Raw genomic sequence first — 18,483 nt, forward strand, 5'->3', positions numbered from 1 at the left:
CCGTTTCGGACAGGTGTCTGTGCCCCGAACTCGACTATCCCTTGACCGCCCCCGCCGTCAGTCCGGCGACGATGCGGCGCTGGAATGCCAGGACGAGCGCCACCACCGGAAGGGTCACCAGCACCGAGGCGGCGGCGATGGAGCCGGTCGGCTGGTCGAAGCGCGAGCTGCCGGTGAAGAAGGCGATGGCGACCGGGACGGTGCGCGAATCGGTGGTCGAGGTCAGGGCCGCGGCGAAGAGGAAGTCGTTCCAGGCGAAGATGAAGACCAGGATGGCGGAGGCGAAGACGCCGGGCGCGACCAGGGGCAGGATGACGAGCCGGAAGGCCTGCATCCGGGTCGCGCCGTCGACGCGCGCGGCCTGCTCCAGCTCCCAGGGGATCTCGCGGAAGAAGGCGGCGATGGTCCAGATGGCGAGCGGAAGGGTCAGACTGATATAGGGCAGGATAAGACCGAGCCAGGTGTCGAAGAGCCCGAGCAACCGCCAGAGGTCGAACAGCGGGCCGATGACGGCGATGGGCGGGAACATGGCGACCGCCAGTGCGCCGATCAGCACCGCCCGGCGTCCGGGAAAACGCAGCCGGACGATGGCATAGGCCGCCAGGGTGGCGAGCGCGACCGAGATCCCGGTAGCGATGAGACCGATGCCCAGCGAGTTGCCCAGTGCCGCCGGGAACTGGGGATCGGTCAGGACGGCGGCATAGTGCTCCAGGCTGATCGCGCGCGGAAAGAAATGACGATCGGTCAGATCGCCGGATGGCTTGAGCGAGAGCGAGGTCAGCCAGGCGACCGGCAGCAGGGCATAGAGAACGAGCACCAGCACGGTGAAGCGCCAGAAGAGACGCTCGGACAGCGAACCCTGGGTCTCGACGGGCGTCCCGCTCATCGCCTCCCCCCTGCCCGTCCGAGCACGCCGGAGCCGAACAGACGCACGTAGAAGAGCGCGATCAGGAGCGTGCCGATGAAGATGAGCACCGAGACCGCCGAGCCCAGCCCCAGGTTGAGCCGCGCGATCAGCGCCTGATAGGCCAGGATGGAGACCGACTCGGTATCCTGGGCACCATGCGTCTGGACATAGATGGTGTCGAAGATGCGGAAGGCGTCCAGGGTGCGGAACAGCAGCGCGACCAGGATGGCCGGCTTCATCAGCGGCAGGGTGATGTAGCGGAGCCGCTGCCAGGCCGTCGCCCCGTCGACCCGGGCGGCCCGGATGAGATCCGGCGGCACCAGGGTCAGCCCGGCCAGGAGCAGCAGGGCGACGAATGGGGTCGTCTTCCAGATCTCGGTGGCGACGATGACGAAGAAGGCCGACCAGCGCTCGGAGAGCCATGCCTGGTCGATGCCCAGCAGGGCATTGACGAACCCGGTGGTGGGATCGAAGGCGAAGCGCCAGCCCAGTGCCGCCACGACCGTGATGATGGCATAGGGCACCAGGGAAGCGGTCCGCACCGCGATGCGCCCGACCAGTGCCCGATGCATCACCAGGGCCAGGACGAACCCGAGCAGCAACTCGACGGCGACCGAGCCGGCCGTGACCAGAAGGGTGTTGAAGACCGAGCGCCACCAGACCTCCGAGGTCAGGACGCTCGCATAGTTGGCCAGCCCGACGAATGACTGGCGGTCCGGAAAGCGCAGATCGTAGCGATGCAGCGACAGCCAGACCGCATAGCCGATGGGATAGGCCGTGACCAGCAGCATCGCCAGCACCGCCGGGGCGCACAGCAGCCAGCCGAGCCGGCGTTCGTCCCGATCGAACCGGCTCACAGCAGCCCCTCCGAGTTGAGCGCACGCCGCACCGCCTGGCGCAGCCGCTCGACGTCGCGCTCGGGATCGATCTCGTTCAGCGGATGCAGGGTACGGGAGATGGCGATGGAGATGTCGCTGTAGAGCGGGGTGCGCGGCCGTTGAACCGCGTCCGCGAGGGTCGCGCGCAGCACCTCGGCGAAGGGAAAGACGTCCCGGATCTCGGGATCGTCGTAGAGCGCGGACAGGGTCGGCGGCAGACCGCCCAGCCGGGCGGCCAGTCGCTGGTTCTCCTCCGAGACCAGACACTCGGCGGCCTCGAAGGCCAGGTCCGGATGCCGGCCGTGGGCGCCGACGCCGAGATTGATTCCACCGACGGTCACCCGGCTCGCGCGGCTCGGATCCACGCCCGGCCAGCGCGCCCAACCCATGTGCTCGGCGACCTCGGGCGCATTGGCCCGGGCGCTCGGCCAGACGTAGGTGTAGTTGAGCATGAAGGCCGAGTTTCCGCTCTCGAAGGCCAGACGGCACTGGTCCTCGCGGCGGCTCGCCAGTGAGGGATCCGAGGCGGGCGACCGGGCCAGACGCCGCATCACCTCCAGCGCCCGGCGCGTCGGTGCCGTCTCTAGCGAGACCCGGCGACCGCTCTCGTCCAGCACGGAGCCGCCAGCCGAAGCGAGCAGCGAGACGAAGAAGACGGTCAACCCCTCGTAGCGCTCGCCCTGGGCCTGGATCAGACCGCCCCGGCCGATCGACTCGGCCGCGTCGATCATGGCGTCCCAGGTCGGCGGCGGTGCCGACACCCGGTCGGTGCGGTACCAGAGCAGCTGGGTGTTGGTGGTGAAGGGTGCGGCCCAGAGACGCCCCTGGTAGGAACCGCTGGCGAGCGGACCGGCGATGCGTTCCTCTCGCACCCGATCCGCCCGGTCGTCGGGCCATGGCAGGATCCAGCCCGCCTCGGCGAATTCGGCGGTCCAGATGACGTCCATGCCGATGAGATCGATATCCCGGTCGCCCGCCGCGAGACGCCGCACCAGTAGCTCGCGCTGCAGATCGGCGTCCGTGGGCAGATATTCCAGTTCCAGGCGGTAGCGTCCCTGGGATCGATTGGAGCAGTACTCGGCCGCCTGTTCGAAGGCGCCGGACTGCTCCTTGAAGACGTACCAGCCGAGGGTCGGCGGCCCTTCCGCCTCGGACGCGCGCCGACAGCCCTGCAGCGACAGGGCGAGAAGGATGAGGATGAGATAGATGCGGGCGGATGGGACCGGCATCGCCCGACCTTAGAAACCTTCGACCAAGGCGTCAACCTCCCATGTCAGACCCTGGGCAGCACCCGGGATCGCAGGAAGTCGGCCAGATCGCCGAACTCCGGATAGCGCTCGGCCACGCCGATGATGTAGCCGAGCGTGCGCGGCACGTCCCCGAGATAGTGCGGCTTGCCGTCGCGATGATTCAGACGGGCGAAGATGCCGCAGGCCTTGAGATGACGCTGCATGCCCATGAGGTCGAACCAGCGTAGGAAAGTCTCGGCAGAGACATTCCGTAGGATGCCGGATCGGGTCGCCTTATCCAGATAGCCGAGCGCCCAGTCGCGCACCCGCTCCTCCGGCCAGGCGACGTAGCAGTCGCGCAGGAGCGAGACCAGATCGTAGGTCACCGGACCCAGAACCGCGTCCTGGAAATCGAGCACCCCCGGATTGGCCGACTCGGTCAGCATCAGGTTGCGCGAGTGGTAATCGCGGTGGACGCAGACCCGGGGCTGTTCCAGGGCGCTCTCGATCAGAGAGGCATGGGCCCGATCGAACATCGCCCGCTCGCCGGCGTCGAGCGCGATGCCCAGATGACGGCCGAGCAGCCATTCGCCGAACAGGGCCATCTCGCGCTGCAGGAAGGGGGCGTCGTAGAGAGGCAGTCCCTCGACCGGCCCACCGGCTTGGATGGCGGCCAGTGCGTCCAGGGCGTCGGCGTAGAGCCTGGCGGCCGTATCCGCATCCAGCTCCCCCAGATAGACGCGGTTCCCCAGATCGGACAGGAGCAGGAACCCCTGTTCGCGGTTCTCGGCATGGATCTCGGGCGTATTGACCCCGATGGCGCGAAAACGGCGCGACAGATCGGCGAAGCGGCCGCAGTCCTCATGGGCCGGCGGGGCGTCCATGGCGATCAGGGTCGTCCCCTCCCGGGCGACCCGCCAATAGCGACGGAAACTGGCATCGGACGAGGCCGGGGTCAGCTCGAACGAATCGGTGGCCAGCACGTCGGCCAGCCATTGCTGCAACATCTCATAGCGTTCTGACACGAAGATACCCGCAGAAGCCGAACCCGGATCGGATTCGGGGGAGCTCGAAGGTGGAGGTGGATCCATTGGCCGGAACGGCCCTGAAACCGGGACCGAACATCTTTGCGATTGCTGACCCGGCCTGGATATGACATGGTTGCAGGTTCAAAACAAACCGTCCACCCATTCAGCGACGAGCTCGCCAGACGCATGCCGACCAAGGCCGACCTCAGACGCAGCGCCTGCATCGGCGCGCTGATACAGAGCATCCTATTCGCCGCGCCCCTCTGGTCGGACGATCGCGTCTCTGCCGTCACACCCCAGGATTGCGCGTCGGATCCCCTAGCCCAAGGCTCGGAGTGCGTCCCGGCAGTCCCCCAGACGCCCGACGCCCCCGAGGCCGACCCGGCGCAAGGTCAGCAGCTGACGCGCCAGGAACGGGATCGGGTCTTCGCTCCGACCCGGATCGACGACCAGCGCCCGGAGCTGGATCCACTGCACGCCGAAGCGCCGGGCCACAAGCCGCAGGGTCTCGAGGTGCTGCCATCCATGGCGCAGGGACCCGATGCGGCCCAGGACCTGCCCGAGCGCGATCCGCAGAAGGCCGGGGCCAGGCCCTCGGCGACATCGCCGCAGAACAAGCGCGAGGACGCCGTTGCCGAATCCCGGCTGTACGAGGGTCTGACCTGGGACTATTGCGGCCCACGACCCGGGGTGACGCATCTGGCCCCTGCGGCCCCCTTCGACGACAAGACACCGATCGACATCACCGCCAACCGCGTGGACTACGACCAGGCCCAGGACGTCATCCATCTCGAGGGCGACATCGAGATCCTGCAGAACGACCGACGGCTGGAGGCCGACCGGTCCGACTACGACCGGCGCACGGGCGAGGTCGACGCCGCAGGACATGTCTATCTCGAGTCTCCAGGACTGCGTCTCACCGGCGATGAGAGCCAGTACAACCTCGAAACCAGGAAGGGCGACATCGAGAACGCCCGCTACCGCATGTCGGGCGACGCCAATCTGCGCGGCCGCGCCGACCGGGCCTGGATGCTTTCCGAGCAGGTGACGCGCTACGACGACATCCTCTACACCACCTGCCCGCCCGGCCAGTCGGACTGGTCGCTGCTGGCGAGCGACCTGGAACTGGACCAGGCCGAGGGCATGGGCACGGCGCACCACGCCCGGATCCGAATCGCCGATATCCCGGTGCTCTACACACCCTATCTGAGGTTCCCGATCGACAGCCGCCGCCGCAGCGGTTTTCTCATCCCCATGCTCGGCTCCTCCGACGAGACCGGAACCGACATCAGCATTCCCTACTACTGGAACATCGCGCCCAACATGGACGCGACCATCACCCCGCGCTACATGAGTCTGCGCGGACTCATGCTCGGCACCCAGATTCGCCATCTCGCCAGCTTCCAGGAACTGGAGGTCGACGCCGAGATCCTGCCTCGCGACGAGAAGGCGCCCGACGAGGGACTGCGCGGCGCATTGAAGGTCATTCAGCAGGGCCGGCTGGGCAATCGCTGGACGACCCGCATCGACTATGCATCCGTGTCCGACGACGACTATCTGGGCGATTTCGGCAATCGCCTCGATACCACCAGCGTCCGAAATCTGAGCCAGCTCGCCGACCTCTATTATTCCGGCGATGGCTGGGGCCTGCTCACCCGCATCCAGGACTTCCAGACGGTCGACGCCAGCATCGCACCCCAAAACCGCCCCTACAGCCAGAAGCCGCACATCGAACTGACCGTCGCCCCCAAGACCTGGAACGGCCTGGAATACGGTTTCGACGGCCAGTACGACTATTTCGATCACAGCGCGGCGGTGCACGGCAGCCGTCTGGTCGCCATCCCCTCGCTGCGCCTGCCGTTGCGGCGCGGATACGGCTACCTCATCCCGCGCGCCCGACTCTATTACAAGGGCTACGATCTGGTGGATCAAGGCGACGGAATGGACGACAAGCCCAGCTATGCGATCCCCGGGCTGGATATCGACGGCAAGCTGATCTTCGAGCGCGAGACCGACTGGTTCGGTCACGGCGCCATGCAGACCCTCGAACCGAGACTTTATTATGTCCTGACCCCCTACGAGGATCAGTCGGACCTGCCCCGTTTCGACACCACCGCGCTGGACTTCAGCTTCTCGAGTCTGTTCCGTCCCAACCGCTTCACCGGCTACGATCGCATCGGCGACGAGAACCGGCTCACGCTCGGCCTCACGTCCCGAACCATCGCCAACCGCTCCGGCCAGGAGCTGTTCCGCGCCAGCCTCGGACAGATCTATTATTTCGACTCGCGCCGGGTTCAGCTGACGGGCGACGACGCCGAGAGCGACGTCACCTCATCGATGGCCGGCGAGTTCTCGGCCCAGCTGCACCAGGACTGGTCCGCCGTGGCCAGTCTGCAATGGAATCCGAACGAGACGGAACAACCCTGGGAGAAACAGGTCTTCCAAGTCCGTTACGCACCGGACGAGGAGCGCCTGCTCAACCTCGCCTACCGCTACAACCTGGGCAACGACCAGAGCGAGGAATACGAGGACGCCGATCTCTCCTTCCAGATGCCGCTCGGCTCCAAGGTGAGGGTGGTCGGGCGCTGGCTCTATTCCATGCTCAACGACGAAACCGTGGAGGCGTTCGCAGGCGTCGAGTTCGGACGCTGCTGCTGGCGTCTGAGGATCCTGGGACAGCATCTCAAGCGCAGCGCCGACAGCAACGGCAGCACGAGCGTCATGCTACAACTGGAGCTCGCGGGTCTCGGATCCTTCGGCAACCAGATCGACAAGCTCCTGGAACGAGGAATCTATGGGTATCACACCAACTAGCCGCGGTCTGCTGCGGTCCGCGCGTCTTGCCCTGGGCACGGGCGCACTGCTCCTGCTCTCGCTCTCGGGGGCCATCACCCAGGCGGCGACCGAAGAGCTCGACGCCATCGTCGCCGTCGTCAACGACGACGTGGTGGTCCGCAGCGAGCTCGACAAGGAGATCCGGCTGGTCATCCCCCAGATGCAGCAGCGCGGAACGCCTCTGCCGCCCGAGGCCCAGCTGCGCAAACAGGTGCTCGACCGCCTCATCCTCAAGCATCTGCAGCAGCAGCGGGCCAAGGAGCTCGGCATCCGGGTCGACGATGCCACCCTGAACGAGGCCATGAGCAACATCGCCAACCGCAACGGCCTCACGCTCCCCGAGCTCCAGGTCACGCTGGAGGCCGGCGGCATCGACTTCGACGACTTCCGCGAGGACACCCGATCGCAGATCCTCACCAGCCGCCTCCAGAGCCAGGAGGTGGTCAAGAAGATCCAGGTCACGGACCAGGAGGTCGACCGCTTCCTGGCCAAGGAATCGAGCCGGCTGGTGGAACGCGAACAGGTGCGTCTGCAGCACATCCTCATCGCCCTCCCAGAGAATCCGAGCCCGGCCCAGATCAAGGCGGCCGAGAGCAAGGCCAAGCGTCTGGTGACCCAGCTGCGCGCCGGGGCCGATTTCGCCAGCGTCGCGGTGCGCGAGTCGGACGGCCGCAACGCCCTGGAGGGCGGCGACCTCGGCTGGTTCGAGATGGGCGCCGTGCCCAGTCTGGTCTCGGACCTGGCCTTCACCCTGGCCGAGGGCGAGATCAGCGATCCGCTGCGCAGCCCGAGCGGCTTCCACATCATCAAGCTGCGCGAGATCAAGGCCGCCGCGCCCAAGAGCGTCACCCAGACCCATGCGCGCCACATCCTGGTCCGCACCAACGAGATCGTCTCGGACGAGGACGCGAAGCGGCGTCTGTCGCAGCTGCGCACCCGCATCCAGGGCGGAGACGATTTCGAGACACTGGCCCGGGCCCATTCGGACGATACGGGATCGGCCCTCAAGGGCGGCGATCTCGGCTGGCTGAATCCGGGCGACACCGTCCCCGAATTCGAGGAGACCATGAACGACCTGGCGCCCGATCAGGTCAGCCTGCCCTTCAAGAGTCCCTTCGGCTGGCATATCGTCCAGGTGCTCGAACGGCGCGATCAGGACACCAGCAGCGACATCATGCGGATCAAGGCCCGCGAGGCACTGCAGCGCCGCAAGGCCGAAGAGGCGACCGAGGAATGGCTCAGACAGCTGCGTGACGAGGCCTACGTCGAGATCCGGCTGGGCAACGACTACTGATGCGCGACGCCATGACGCATCCGCTTCGTCTCGCACTCACGCCCGGCGAGCCGGCCGGGGTGGGACCCGATCTCGTCGTACGTCTCGCCCAGCGGCCGCACCCCGCCGAGCTGATCGCCGTCGCCGATCCGGATCTGCTCGCCGACCGCGCCCGCGCGCTCGGCCTGGGTCTCCGGATCCAGGAATTCGACCCAGGCGCTCCCGCCCGTCCATCCGAGCCCGGACGACTCCTGGTGCAGCCCGTTCCGCTCGAGGTCGCCGCCCGGCCGGGAAGGCTCGACCCGCGCAACGCCACCTATGTCCTCGAGACGCTCGCCCAGGCGTGCGACGCCTGTCTCGACGGACGCTTCGATGCCCTGATCACGGCCCCCGTTCACAAGGGGGTCATCAACGAGGGCGGCGTCCATTTCACCGGGCACACCGAATTCCTGGCCGAGCGCTGCGGCAGCGAGCCGGTCATGATGCTGGCCACGCCCGGTCTGAGGGTCGCCCTGGCCACCACGCATCTGCCGCTGAGCCAGGTCGGCGCGGCCATCACCCGGCAGCATCTGTCACGGGTGATCGAGATCCTGCATCACGACCTGAGCCGCCGCTTCGGGATCGCCCGCCCGAGAATCCTGGTCTGCGGGCTCAACCCGCATGCCGGCGAGGGCGGACATCTGGGACGCGAGGAGATCGATGTGATCGAGCCGGTCCTGGCCGACTCTCGCGACCGCGGAATGGATCTGACCGGCCCCCTGCCCGCCGACACGGCCTTCGTCCCCAAACGCCTGGAGACGGCGGATGCCGTCCTGGCGATGTACCACGATCAGGGCCTGCCGGTGCTCAAGCATCTGGGATTCGGCCGGGCCGCCAACATCACCCTGGGACTGCCCATCGTCCGCACCTCGGTCGACCACGGTACCGCACTCGATCTGGTCGGGACCGACCGGGCCGAACTCGGCAGCCTGGAGACGGCGATCGATATCGCCATCGAGATGGCCGGGGCGACTGGCGTGAAGTCCTGATCCGACGGCCCGGCACTCGCCCAGGGCTTGGATGCCGGCCTTGGCGGCATTGCCGAGGCGACCCCGGCGATCCCAGGGATCAGCCGCTAAGAGCGAGGAGCGACTCGCGCTGCAGCTCGCCCGCGGCGGCGATGCAGGCGCGTACCTCGAGCGCCACGTCCAGGGCCTTGAGTCCGACCCGTCCGTCGACCAGCGGTCTGGTACCCGCACGGATCCCCCGCACGAACTCGGCGATCTCGCGGTCGAGCGGCTTGATGGGCTCGACCTGGATGCGGTCGCGCACGATCGCCGGTCTCGCCTCGCCCTCGACCGACCGGGTCTCGGCGACATCGATGGTCTGGCTCACGAAGTCGAGCGAGAGATAGGTGCGGGGCTGAAACACGCGAATGCGGCGCGTGGTCTTTTCCGAGACCCGGCTCGCCACCACATTGGCTACGGCGCCGTTGGCGAATTCCAGGCGCGCGTTGGCGATGTCCACATGCTCGGTCAGGACCGAGGCGCCCACGGCCGAGATGGCGCTGATCTCGGCATCGACCAGCGACAGAATGATGTCGATGTCGTGGATCATGAGGTCCGAGACCACGTCCACGTCGGTGGCGCGCTCGACGAAGCCGCCCATGCGCTGGGCCTCGATGTAGAGCGGCGAACGGATGCGCTCGGCCAGGGCCATGACGCCGGCGTTGAAACGCTCCACATGGCCGATCTGCAGGGTGGCGCCACTGGATTGGGCCAGACGGACGATCTCCGCCCCAGCGTCGTGGGTCGCGGCGATCGGCTTCTCCAGCAGGACGTGGATACCGCGCGAGAGAAAGGGGGCGGCGGCCTCCAGATGGGCCGAGGTGGGGACCACCACGCTCACCGCGTCGACCTTGTCGAGCAGGTCGTCGATCGATGAAACGCCGGCACAGCCGGCCTCCGCGGCAACGGTCCCGGCCCGTTCGGCGTCCGTGTCGAAGACACCGACCAGTTCGACCTCGGGCATGCGCGAATAGATGAGGGCGTGGAAGCGGCCGAGATAGCCGACGCCGATGACGGCGACCCTCAGCTTGTCGGGAGAGGAATGTTCAGACATGAGAAAACCAGCGAAGATGAGGGGAAGATGTAGGATGAGGGCTTCCGCTGCCCGGTGACGCAAATCGTCCCATCAGCCGCCGACCTGGAACGCGGGCGGAGACTCTTTGGCGATCGGCACCTCCTCGGCCCCCGAGAAGACGGACACCTGATAGGCCAGCGTCACGCCCATGGCGACGGCCACGAAGAGCACGAGCAACAAGAAAGGATCCGTCTTCCGATGACTGCGTTTCGTCATGATCAACATAGGGGTGGCCGCTTCGAGTAAACTAGCAAGAATCTTCTGTAACTCGATCTAATTATTATGGAGAAATCACATAAGTCCACGCCACCCGTGATCTGCGATTGACCTTTCTCAGCTATTATCACGCCTTCCGAAGCCATTGTCTGCTGTGGAGACCAAGGTGAAAGATTTCCCGATCAAGATCTCGGCACAAAGCCAATACCAACCCGATCGCTCGTCGCCGGACGAAGGCCGATATGTGTTCGCCTACACGATCGTCATACAGAATCAGGGGGATATGCCAGCTCGGCTGTTGGACCGGCACTGGATCATTACGGATGCGGACGGACAGGTGCAGGAGGTGCGCGGTCAGGGCGTCATCGGCGAGCAGCCCTCCATCGCCCCCGGATCCTCGTACGAATACACCAGCGGCGCCATCCTGGCGACTCCGCTCGGCAGCATGCATGGCAGCTATGGAATGATCACCGAGGACGGCACCCGCTTCGAGGCCAGAATCCCGGCCTTTTCGCTCGCCTCCACCAGTCTCCACTGAGTCGACCTCCGGATCGGAAGGGATTGGCAGTCCGATCCCTTCGGCCCCGGATCGCCCGCCCATCCTTCCCACATGCCCACATACGCCATCGGCGACATTCAAGGATGCCATTCCGAGCTGCTCCGTCTGCTCGACCTGCTCGATTTCGATCCAGGCCGAGACCGGCTCTGGCTCGCCGGCGATCTGGTCAACCGCGGCCCAGACTCGCTCGAGGTCCTGCGTTTCGTCCGCAATCTCGGAGAGTCGGCCATCTGCGTGCTCGGCAATCACGACCTGCATCTGCTCGCGCTCGCCAATGGCAATGCCAAGCATGCCAAGAAAAGTACGCTTCAAAGCGTGATCCATGCCTCAGATCGCGAAGAATTGCTGCACTGGCTACGCCATCAACCGCTCCTGCACCATGATCCCGAGCTCAGAGCGACGCTGATCCATGCCGGCCTGCCACCCCAGTGGGACCTGACCCAGGCCATCTCTTGCGCACGCGAAGTCGAGGCCGCGCTTCGCCACGACGACGACTACCTGGATTTCCTCGATGCCATGTATGGCGACAAACCGGCCAGATGGTCTCCGCAGCTCTCCGGCCTGGACCGCCTCAGATTCATCACCAACTGTTTCACGCGACTGCGGTTCTGCACCCGTGACGGAACCCTGGCCCTGAAGGAGAAGGGCGAGATCGGCACCCAGACTCCCGGCCTGATGCCTTGGTTCCAGGTCCCCGGAAGACGCACGCGCCAGGAGCGCATCATCTTCGGTCACTGGTCCACATTGGGCTATTGGAGCGGAGACAACGTCTGGGCGATCGACAGCGGATGTCTCTGGGGAGGGGCACTGACCGCACTGCGCATCGATCACGGACCGATGGAGCCCGTTCAGCTCGACTGCGAGGGATACCTCAAGCCCGGTTCGGGGGGATGACCCGCGCCCGCACGGCTCACGGGAGACGCAGCCATTCGACGAAGCTCATGGCGAATGCATTGCGCTCGTCCGCCGGCCGCTCGACGCGGTCGACCTCGCGCCACCCGGCCCGATCCCACTCGGGAAAGAGGACATCGCCCTCCGCCCGGGTATGCACGAGGGTCAGACAGAGCCTGTCGGCACGCGGCAGGGCCTCGGCATAGAGCGCGGCACCGCCCACCACCATCAGCTCCGGCTCGCCATCGGCCAGGACGATGGCCTCATTCAACGAGGCCGCCCGCTCGCACCCCTCGGCGCCGTATCCCGGATCCCGCGAGAGGACGATATGACGCCTGCGCGGCAGCAGACCCGGGAGCGACTCCCAGGTGCGCCGCCCCATGACGAGGGTCCGGTCCAGGGTCAGACGCTTGAAATGGGCCAGATCCGCCGGAAGGCGCCATGGGAGCTCATTGTCACGCCCGATCACCCCATTGTCCGCGATCGCCGCCACCAGACATAGCGAAGGCCGGCCGGATGAGCGCCCGGCCGACCGCTCCCGATTCGAAACCATGCGAGTCAGTGCGCCGTCGCCGCCAGCTTGGGAACCTCGGCCGGAGCCGACCAGAGACGCTCGAGATTGTAGAAATCCCGCACCTTGGCCTGCATCACGTGCACCACGACCCCGTTGAGATCGACCAGCGCCCATTCGCCCTCGGCAACGCCTTCCGTGCCAAGCGGGGCCTCGCCGGCCTCTTTCGAGCGAAAGGCGATCGTCTCGGCGATCGCCTTCACATGCCGATCCGAGGTCCCCGAAGCGACCACCATGTAATCGGTCACGGACGTCTTGCCACGCACGTCCATGACCGAGACATCCTTGGCCTTCATATCGACCAATGTATCCAGAACGAGCTGCCGAAGTTGTTCAAGCTGCATGCGATCTCCTCTGCTGAAGGTATTGAAGGTGCCATTGCACCGGTCGAAAGAAGTCAGAAACCATGGTTCGAGCGATAGAGTCCGGTACGCTCGATATAATCGAGCACCGGATCGGGCAGGAGATAGCGCGGACTCCCGCCTTCCGCGATCAACCGACGGATCCGGGTGGACGAAATCCCCAGCTGGGTCACGTCCCGTAACTGAATCCTGCCCGCGGGCAGGGCCCTCAAGTCCGCCGCATCCTCGCAGCCGCGTTCCCGATAGAGACGATGCGGAGCCGGCTCCGAGGCAGGGTCGTATCCGGGGCGACACATGACGACCAGATGCGCCAGCTCAAGGATCTCCATCGGCCGATACCAGCTCAGAAATCCGGCGAAGGCGTCCGCGCCGATCAGTAGACAGAGCGAACGCCGGGAACCCAGCTCGTCCCTCAGCGACATCAGTGTCTCGTGGGTATAGGACGGCGTTTGGCGCCTCAGCTCGCGCGGATCCACGGCGAATCCGGCCTGCCCTTCGATCGCGGCCTCGAGCATGGCCAGGCGCGCCTCCGAACTGGCCTGCGGCTGCGGACGATGCACCGCGACCCGCAGCGGCACGAACGACAGACGTTCCAGCCCCAGACTCTGGAATACGTCCAAGGCCGGCCGCAGATGTCCGTAGTGCACGGGATCGAAGGTGCCGCCAAGGATGCCGATCATGACTCGAGGGCACACCCGGCGATCGCATCAGAACGCATGACGACCGCGATCGAGGATGTGATCGGCACCGTGGAAAGATCGGGTGTCGGCGGGCTTCCCCAGGATCGGCTGCGAGCGAGCCGACCTCCGGGGTATCTGGATCTGAATCGAGTCTGAGGGACGAACTGGAAGCAAAATCCCCTATACCCACGGAATGCGGCGATTGGCGGATAGGGAAACGGTAGCAGAATCCGTCCGAATTGTCCCGCACTGGAAAGTGGACCGCCGCGATGGCATCGCGGCGGTCCACTGCATGGCTCGCTAGACCCTAGCTCGGTCCGGCATCAGTTATGGGATTTAATCAGCAGCTTGAGGATCTTCAGATTGATGACCCAGAAGCGGTAGAACTGCCAGATGATGGAGGTCCGCATGTACTTGGTTAAGCCGGTCGGAACCGGCGGATAGTAGGCCTGCTGATAGGGTTCTTTGTTCTTGACAGCCATGATGGTTTACCTCGTCGTCCGGAGTGGGCGCTGTATCAATCGGGAAGGATGGACCAACCTGGACGCAGCTTGGCCTGATAGATGAAGACATGATGGAGGATATACTTCATCCAGTGACCCGCCAGGCCGATCTCACCGAAGGTCAGATCCATGTTGCGGCCGTATTCGGGATAGGTCTCGTAGTCCGGTACGACAGGGAACACGATCATGCTCGCCGCCGTACCCTTGAAGATGTCCGAGCCGGTCGAGGCCAAGCAGGCGGCACCTATCTCCGACATGGAGGCGGTATGGGTGGGACCCGAGGCACCCTTGAGGATGTCGCGGATACTGCCGGCGACCGCCTTCCCGATCGCCGCCGAGGGCATGCCCGTCCGCGGCGGGGTCGGGCTGATCTGGGTGCCGTTGGGGCTCTTCATCACCTTGCTGATGGGATGCGGCGGGGCGAAGGCGATCCCGATGGCGAAAATGTTGCTGTACTTGGGCGACTGATAGGTCCTCGGCCAGTCTTCCTTGCTCCAGTCCTCGAAGGCTTTGGGGTTGTAGTCGGCATCCACCTTCATGAAACCGTTGGGCGCGAAGACCTGATCCGTGATGTCCGCGCCGGACTTGCCGTAGGCCTTCAGGCCCACCCCGGAGAAGGGCGGGATCAGCATGGCGAAATCGAATTCCAGTTCGCCCGTGGTGCCGTCGAGCAGCTCGTACTGCAGCTTGCCCGGCTCGACCTTGTTCACGGCGGCACGCGTGATCCATTCTATGTCACGCTCGACCATCAGCGACTCGGCGAAGACCTTGCCGTTGGTCAGATAGCCGCCGCGGGTGATATGGACCCCGCCCATGCCGAAATCGCCCAGTTCGTACTCGTTGCTGATCCAGACGATCCGGGCCTTGTCGCGGACCCTCGCCTCGCGCAGGGCATGGTCGATATTGTAGATATACTCGAAGGCCGCACCCTGGCAGGTGCACATGCCATGGCCGGTTCCCACGACGAAGGTCTTGGTGGCCCCACCCTTCATGGCCTGGATGCATTCGCGCAGCAGCGCATTGGCCTTGGAGGCATGATCCGGCGTGCAGACCGACATGCTATAGCCCTCATCGGGCCCCAGACCGGGCGTTGCGCCGAAATTGAGCTTGGGCCCGGTCGCGTTGACGAGGAAATCGTACTCGATCTCGCCCGTCTCGCCCTCGCGCCCGGACTCGGTGTACTCGACCGTCACGAATGGCTTTTCGTGACCCTCGCTGCCTTCGGGGTTGATCGAGACGGCCCGCGCCTGATGGAAGGCGACATTGATTTTCTTATAGACGGGCTCCAGATCGAAGGTGACCTGCTCCTCGGTCATCTCGCCCACCCCGACCCAGATGTTGGATGGAATCCAATTCCACTTGGGCTTGGGCGAAACCACGACCACTTCATGCTTCTTGCCAATCCACTTACCCAGGTATCTGGCGGTCGTATGACCCGAGATACCCGCTCCAAGAATCACGATACGTGCCATAAAGACACTCCTCCCTTCATTATGGGTTTGGGGTTTGGATGACGAAAAAACGAATGCCTTCTTTATTCAATTCAAGCGGTACGCACCTCGATCGCCCCTTTCGCTCCGGGATCGAATATCGAGATGAATCGCACACAAAAAGAGCTCGATATCTGGTATTTCAGACGGATCGATGCCCTACACGCCAGACGCCCTGACAGCCGCCTCGATCAGAACGGGCCTAATTCTCAACGACAGCATTGATAATTGTCGAGGACAACCTGAAATTCATTAGACTGCACTCAGGTCATTTGGATCCCCGGAATCCGGCTCAGACACGCACCTCCCCATTGCCCAGCACCACGAACTTGAGCGAGGTCAACCCTTCCAGCCCAACCGGACCGCGGGCGTGGAACTTGTCCGTACTGATCCCGATCTCGGCGCCCAGACCATATTCGAACCCGTCGGCGAAGCGCGTCGAGGCGTTCACCATGACCGAACTCGAGTCGACCTCGCGCAGGAAGCGCCGTGCCCGCGAATAATCCTCGGTGACGATGGATTCGGTATGTGCCGAGCTGTGACTAGCGATATGGTCCATCGCCTCGTCCAGACCATCGACCACCCGGATCGAGAGGATGGGCGCCAGATATTCGGTGTCCCAATCCGCATCGGTCGCCGGGACGGCATCCGGCAATAGATCGCGGGTGCGCCCGCAGCCGCGCAGCTCGACCCCCTTCTCCAGATAGGCCGCCCCAAGCCTGGGCAGGATCCGGTCGGCGACAGCGGCATCGACCAGCAGTGTCTCCATGGTGTTGCAGGTGCCGTAGCGCTGGGTCTTGGCATTCAGGGCGATCGCGAACGCCTTGTCGAGGTCCGCGTGCGCGTCGATGTAGACGTGACAGATGCCGTCCAGGTGCTTGATGACCGGCACCCTGGCGTCGCGGCTGATACGCTCGATCAGCCCCTTGCCGCCGCGCGGGATGATGACGTCGATGCAATCGGGCATGGCGATCATGGCGCCCACGGCGGCACGATCGGTGGTCGCCACGACCTGCACGCCCTCGGCCGGCAGCTCGGCTTGCTCCAGGCCCTGCTGGATGCAGGCGGCGATCGCCTGGTTCGAGGCGAAGGCCTCGGACCCGCCGCGCAGCACCGTGGCATTGCCCGACTTGAGACAGAGCGCGGCGGCATCGGCGGTCACGTTCGGCCGCGACTCGTAGATGATGCCCACCACCCCGAGCGGCACCCGCATCCGCCCGACCTGAATCCCGCTGGGACGATAGTCGAGATCCGAGATGGCGCCGATCGGATCGGGCAAGGCCGCGATCTGCCGCAACCCCTCGATCATGGCGTCGATCCGCCCGGGCGTGAGTTCGAGCCGATCGAGCAGCGCCGCGTCCAGCCCCTTGGCCGCGCCCGCCTCCAGATCCTGACGATTGGCCGCCGCGATGGCATCCCGCTGCGCGTCCAGCAGATCGGCGATCGCGGTCAGGGCGGCATTCTTCTGCCCGGTCCCGGCACGCGCCATCGCCCGCGCCGCATGCCGGGCGCGGCGACCGACCTCGTTCATGTAGCCAACAACGTCTTGGATTTGTTCTGCAGTCATCGGAAAACCCGTTCGAAGATGAGAGGCGCACGACAACGGACCGAGGCGATAGGATCCGTCTCGACCGAGCACGCGGAAAGCGTCTGATTATAAACGAGCCGCCCGGTTGCCAGAACGGCGAACAATCGCCGAAAGTTACCGTGAAACAGCCGGTTTGTAGGTTGGGCCGAGGTACGAGGCCCAACAAGACGTCGCACGTTTCATCTTTCGGGGTGGCCGTCCGCCATGTGCGTTAGAGATTCAAGCCCTACGGCCAGCGGTCAATGTATCGGCAATGATCGCCAGACGCTGCCAGGAATCGCCGGAGGCATATCCCTTGATGCAGCGATCGACCTCGGCGCACTGATCCAATAGCGCGTGCAGCAGCGCGGGAGACAGGCGCCGCAACGCCTTTTCCAGCACCGGCAGTCGCGGTCGCGGCACGCGGTGCTCGGCAAAGATCCCGGAGGGAGAGGCGCCGCGGGCGATGGCACCTGCCGCCTCGGCCAGCATCCGCAGCTCGCGGGCGAGCACCCAGAGCACCAGGACGTCGGCGGTCCCCTCGCCATGCAGAACGGACAGAATGCGCTGCACCCGTCCGCGGTCGCCGTTCAGGGCCGCGTCGGTCAGGGCGAAGAGGTCGAATCGGGCGCTGTCGGCCAGATTGCCGAGCAGGTCGTCCAGGGTCAGCGGCCCCGGCTCGTGGAGCAGACGCAGCTTCTCGATCTCCTGAACGGCGGCCAACAGGTTGCCCTCGGAGCGCTCGGCCAGGAGCGCGGCCACACCGGAGGCCGGCTGGAAACGCGCCGCCTGCAGCCGCTGCCCGAGCCAATGCTCCAGCTCCTGCTCCTTGAGCGGCCAGACCTGCACGACCGCGCCGACCGCGTCGATCCGCTTGACCCACTGCGTCTGCAGATCCTTGCGTTCCAGACCGGGGGCCAGCACCAGGAGCAGATTGTCGGCACAGGGACGCTCGCAATAGTCGCGGATCGCCGCCCCGCCCTCCTTGCCGAGCTTGCCGCCCGGCGCACGGACCTCGATCAGCTTGCGCGCCGAGAACAGCGACATGGAGGCCGCGGCCGCCGCCAGCGAACGCCAGTCGAACCCCGCCTCGACATCGAGCAGCTCGCGCTCGTCGAACCCCTTGCGTCTCGCCGCCTCGCGGATGATCCGCGCGGACTCGTCGAACTGGTAGGGCTCGTCGCCGCAGATCAGATAGACGGGCGCCAGCCCGGATTTCAGATGCGACGAAAGCTGATTGAACCGAACCTGCATCGGATGCCGACCTCGGAAACAGAAGGCTGGTAGCTGGTAGCTGGTAGCTGGTAGCTGGTAGCTGGTAGCTGGTAGCTGGTAGCTGGTAGCTGGTAGCTGGTAGCTGGTAGCTGGTAGCT

The 18,483-nt window shown here is 65.3% G+C and carries 18 protein-coding genes; 5 read left to right on the plus strand and 13 right to left on the minus strand.

Translation table 11 applies throughout. The annotated features are described in order from the left end of the window. Positions 1–34 precede the first annotated feature (34 nt). The 4 genes from D779_RS14300 to D779_RS14315 are packed head-to-tail and all read right to left on the minus strand — an operon-like array spanning position 35 to position 4,021. Positions 35–886, minus strand: a complete 852-nt coding sequence (locus tag D779_RS14300) for a carbohydrate ABC transporter permease (protein ID WP_043755323.1) — start codon at positions 884–886, stop codon at positions 35–37. After that, a complete protein-coding gene (locus D779_RS14305) occupies positions 883–1,764 on the minus strand; it encodes a carbohydrate ABC transporter permease (RefSeq protein ID WP_043755325.1) in 882 nt (293 codons plus the stop codon). The genes D779_RS14300 and D779_RS14305 overlap by 4 nt, the downstream gene beginning before the upstream one ends. Then, positions 1,761–3,014 (minus strand): ABC transporter substrate-binding protein, encoded by a 1,254-nt coding sequence (locus tag D779_RS14310; protein WP_043755327.1) that lies wholly within the window; start codon positions 3,012–3,014, stop codon positions 1,761–1,763. The genes D779_RS14305 and D779_RS14310 overlap by 4 nt, the downstream gene beginning before the upstream one ends. A gap of 44 nt (positions 3,015–3,058) precedes the next feature. Continuing rightward, on the minus strand, positions 3,059–4,021 hold the full coding sequence (locus tag D779_RS14315; RefSeq protein ID WP_043755329.1) for an aminoglycoside phosphotransferase family protein: 963 nt from the start codon (positions 4,019–4,021) through the stop codon (positions 3,059–3,061). A gap of 150 nt (positions 4,022–4,171) precedes the next feature. Here D779_RS14315 and D779_RS14320 point away from each other — a divergent pair, with 150 nt between their 5' ends. The 3 genes from D779_RS14320 to pdxA are packed head-to-tail and all read left to right on the plus strand — an operon-like array spanning position 4,172 to position 9,178. Then, complete coding sequence (locus D779_RS14320; RefSeq protein ID WP_043755330.1) at positions 4,172–6,856, plus strand: LPS-assembly protein LptD; 2,685 nt, start codon at positions 4,172–4,174, stop codon at positions 6,854–6,856. A gap of 31 nt (positions 6,857–6,887) precedes the next feature. Next, on the plus strand, positions 6,888–8,171 hold the full coding sequence (locus D779_RS14325; RefSeq protein WP_408606016.1) for a peptidylprolyl isomerase: 1,284 nt from the start codon (positions 6,888–6,890) through the stop codon (positions 8,169–8,171). A gap of 11 nt (positions 8,172–8,182) precedes the next feature. Next, positions 8,183–9,178 carry a 4-hydroxythreonine-4-phosphate dehydrogenase PdxA gene (gene pdxA, locus D779_RS14330; RefSeq protein ID WP_043755350.1) on the plus strand — a complete coding sequence of 332 codons (996 nt, stop codon included), beginning with the start codon at positions 8,183–8,185 and terminating at the stop codon, positions 9,176–9,178. 79 nt (positions 9,179–9,257) lie between these two features. On the opposite strand, the gene D779_RS14335 is transcribed toward pdxA, so the two are convergent. Continuing rightward, the gene (locus D779_RS14335) at positions 9,258–10,250 is read right to left on the minus strand and encodes a Gfo/Idh/MocA family protein (protein WP_043755334.1); all 993 of its coding nucleotides are present in this window, start codon (positions 10,248–10,250) and stop codon (positions 9,258–9,260) included. A 72-nt stretch (positions 10,251–10,322) separates the two neighbouring features. Continuing rightward, positions 10,323–10,451, minus strand: a complete 129-nt coding sequence (locus D779_RS23155; protein WP_269747393.1) for a hypothetical protein — start codon at positions 10,449–10,451, stop codon at positions 10,323–10,325. Between the two features lie 202 nt (positions 10,452–10,653). Here D779_RS23155 and apaG point away from each other — a divergent pair, with 202 nt between their 5' ends. Both apaG and D779_RS14345 read left to right on the plus strand, forming a co-directional pair. Then, on the plus strand, positions 10,654–11,025 hold the full coding sequence (gene apaG, locus D779_RS14340; RefSeq protein ID WP_043755353.1) for a Co2+/Mg2+ efflux protein ApaG: 372 nt from the start codon (positions 10,654–10,656) through the stop codon (positions 11,023–11,025). A 72-nt stretch (positions 11,026–11,097) separates the two neighbouring features. Further along, on the plus strand, positions 11,098–11,940 hold the full coding sequence (locus tag D779_RS14345; RefSeq protein WP_043755337.1) for a symmetrical bis(5'-nucleosyl)-tetraphosphatase: 843 nt from the start codon (positions 11,098–11,100) through the stop codon (positions 11,938–11,940). 16 nt (positions 11,941–11,956) lie between these two features. Here D779_RS14345 and D779_RS14350 read toward each other — a convergent pair whose 3' ends face one another. From D779_RS14350 to holA, 7 genes are all read right to left on the minus strand, one after another. Beyond that, complete coding sequence (locus tag D779_RS14350) at positions 11,957–12,490, minus strand: dihydrofolate reductase (protein ID WP_052348149.1); 534 nt, start codon at positions 12,488–12,490, stop codon at positions 11,957–11,959. Between the two features lie 5 nt (positions 12,491–12,495). Continuing rightward, positions 12,496–12,852: a ribosome silencing factor gene (gene rsfS, locus D779_RS14355; protein WP_043755338.1), complete on the minus strand. Its 357-nt coding sequence runs from the start codon at positions 12,850–12,852 to the stop codon at positions 12,496–12,498. A gap of 53 nt (positions 12,853–12,905) precedes the next feature. Continuing rightward, positions 12,906–13,550, minus strand: a complete 645-nt coding sequence (gene nadD / locus D779_RS14360) for a nicotinate-nucleotide adenylyltransferase (RefSeq protein WP_043755340.1) — start codon at positions 13,548–13,550, stop codon at positions 12,906–12,908. A gap of 323 nt (positions 13,551–13,873) precedes the next feature. Further along, a complete protein-coding gene (locus tag D779_RS22670) occupies positions 13,874–14,032 on the minus strand; it encodes a hypothetical protein (protein WP_198295724.1) in 159 nt (52 codons plus the stop codon). Between the two features lie 35 nt (positions 14,033–14,067). Beyond that, complete coding sequence (locus D779_RS14365; protein ID WP_043755342.1) at positions 14,068–15,525, minus strand: NAD(P)/FAD-dependent oxidoreductase; 1,458 nt, start codon at positions 15,523–15,525, stop codon at positions 14,068–14,070. Positions 15,526–15,835: 310 nt separating this feature from the next. After that, positions 15,836–17,110, minus strand: coding sequence for a glutamate-5-semialdehyde dehydrogenase (locus D779_RS14370; protein ID WP_043755344.1), 1,275 nt, complete (start codon positions 17,108–17,110; stop codon positions 15,836–15,838). 240 nt (positions 17,111–17,350) lie between these two features. After that, positions 17,351–18,483, minus strand: a 1,133-nt coding sequence (gene holA, locus D779_RS14375; RefSeq protein WP_232424197.1) for a DNA polymerase III subunit delta, incomplete at its 5' end; no start/stop codon positions are given.

The organism is Imhoffiella purpurea, from assembly GCF_000585215.1.
In the GTDB taxonomy this organism is placed as follows: domain Bacteria; phylum Pseudomonadota; class Gammaproteobacteria; order Chromatiales; family Chromatiaceae; genus Imhoffiella; species Imhoffiella purpurea.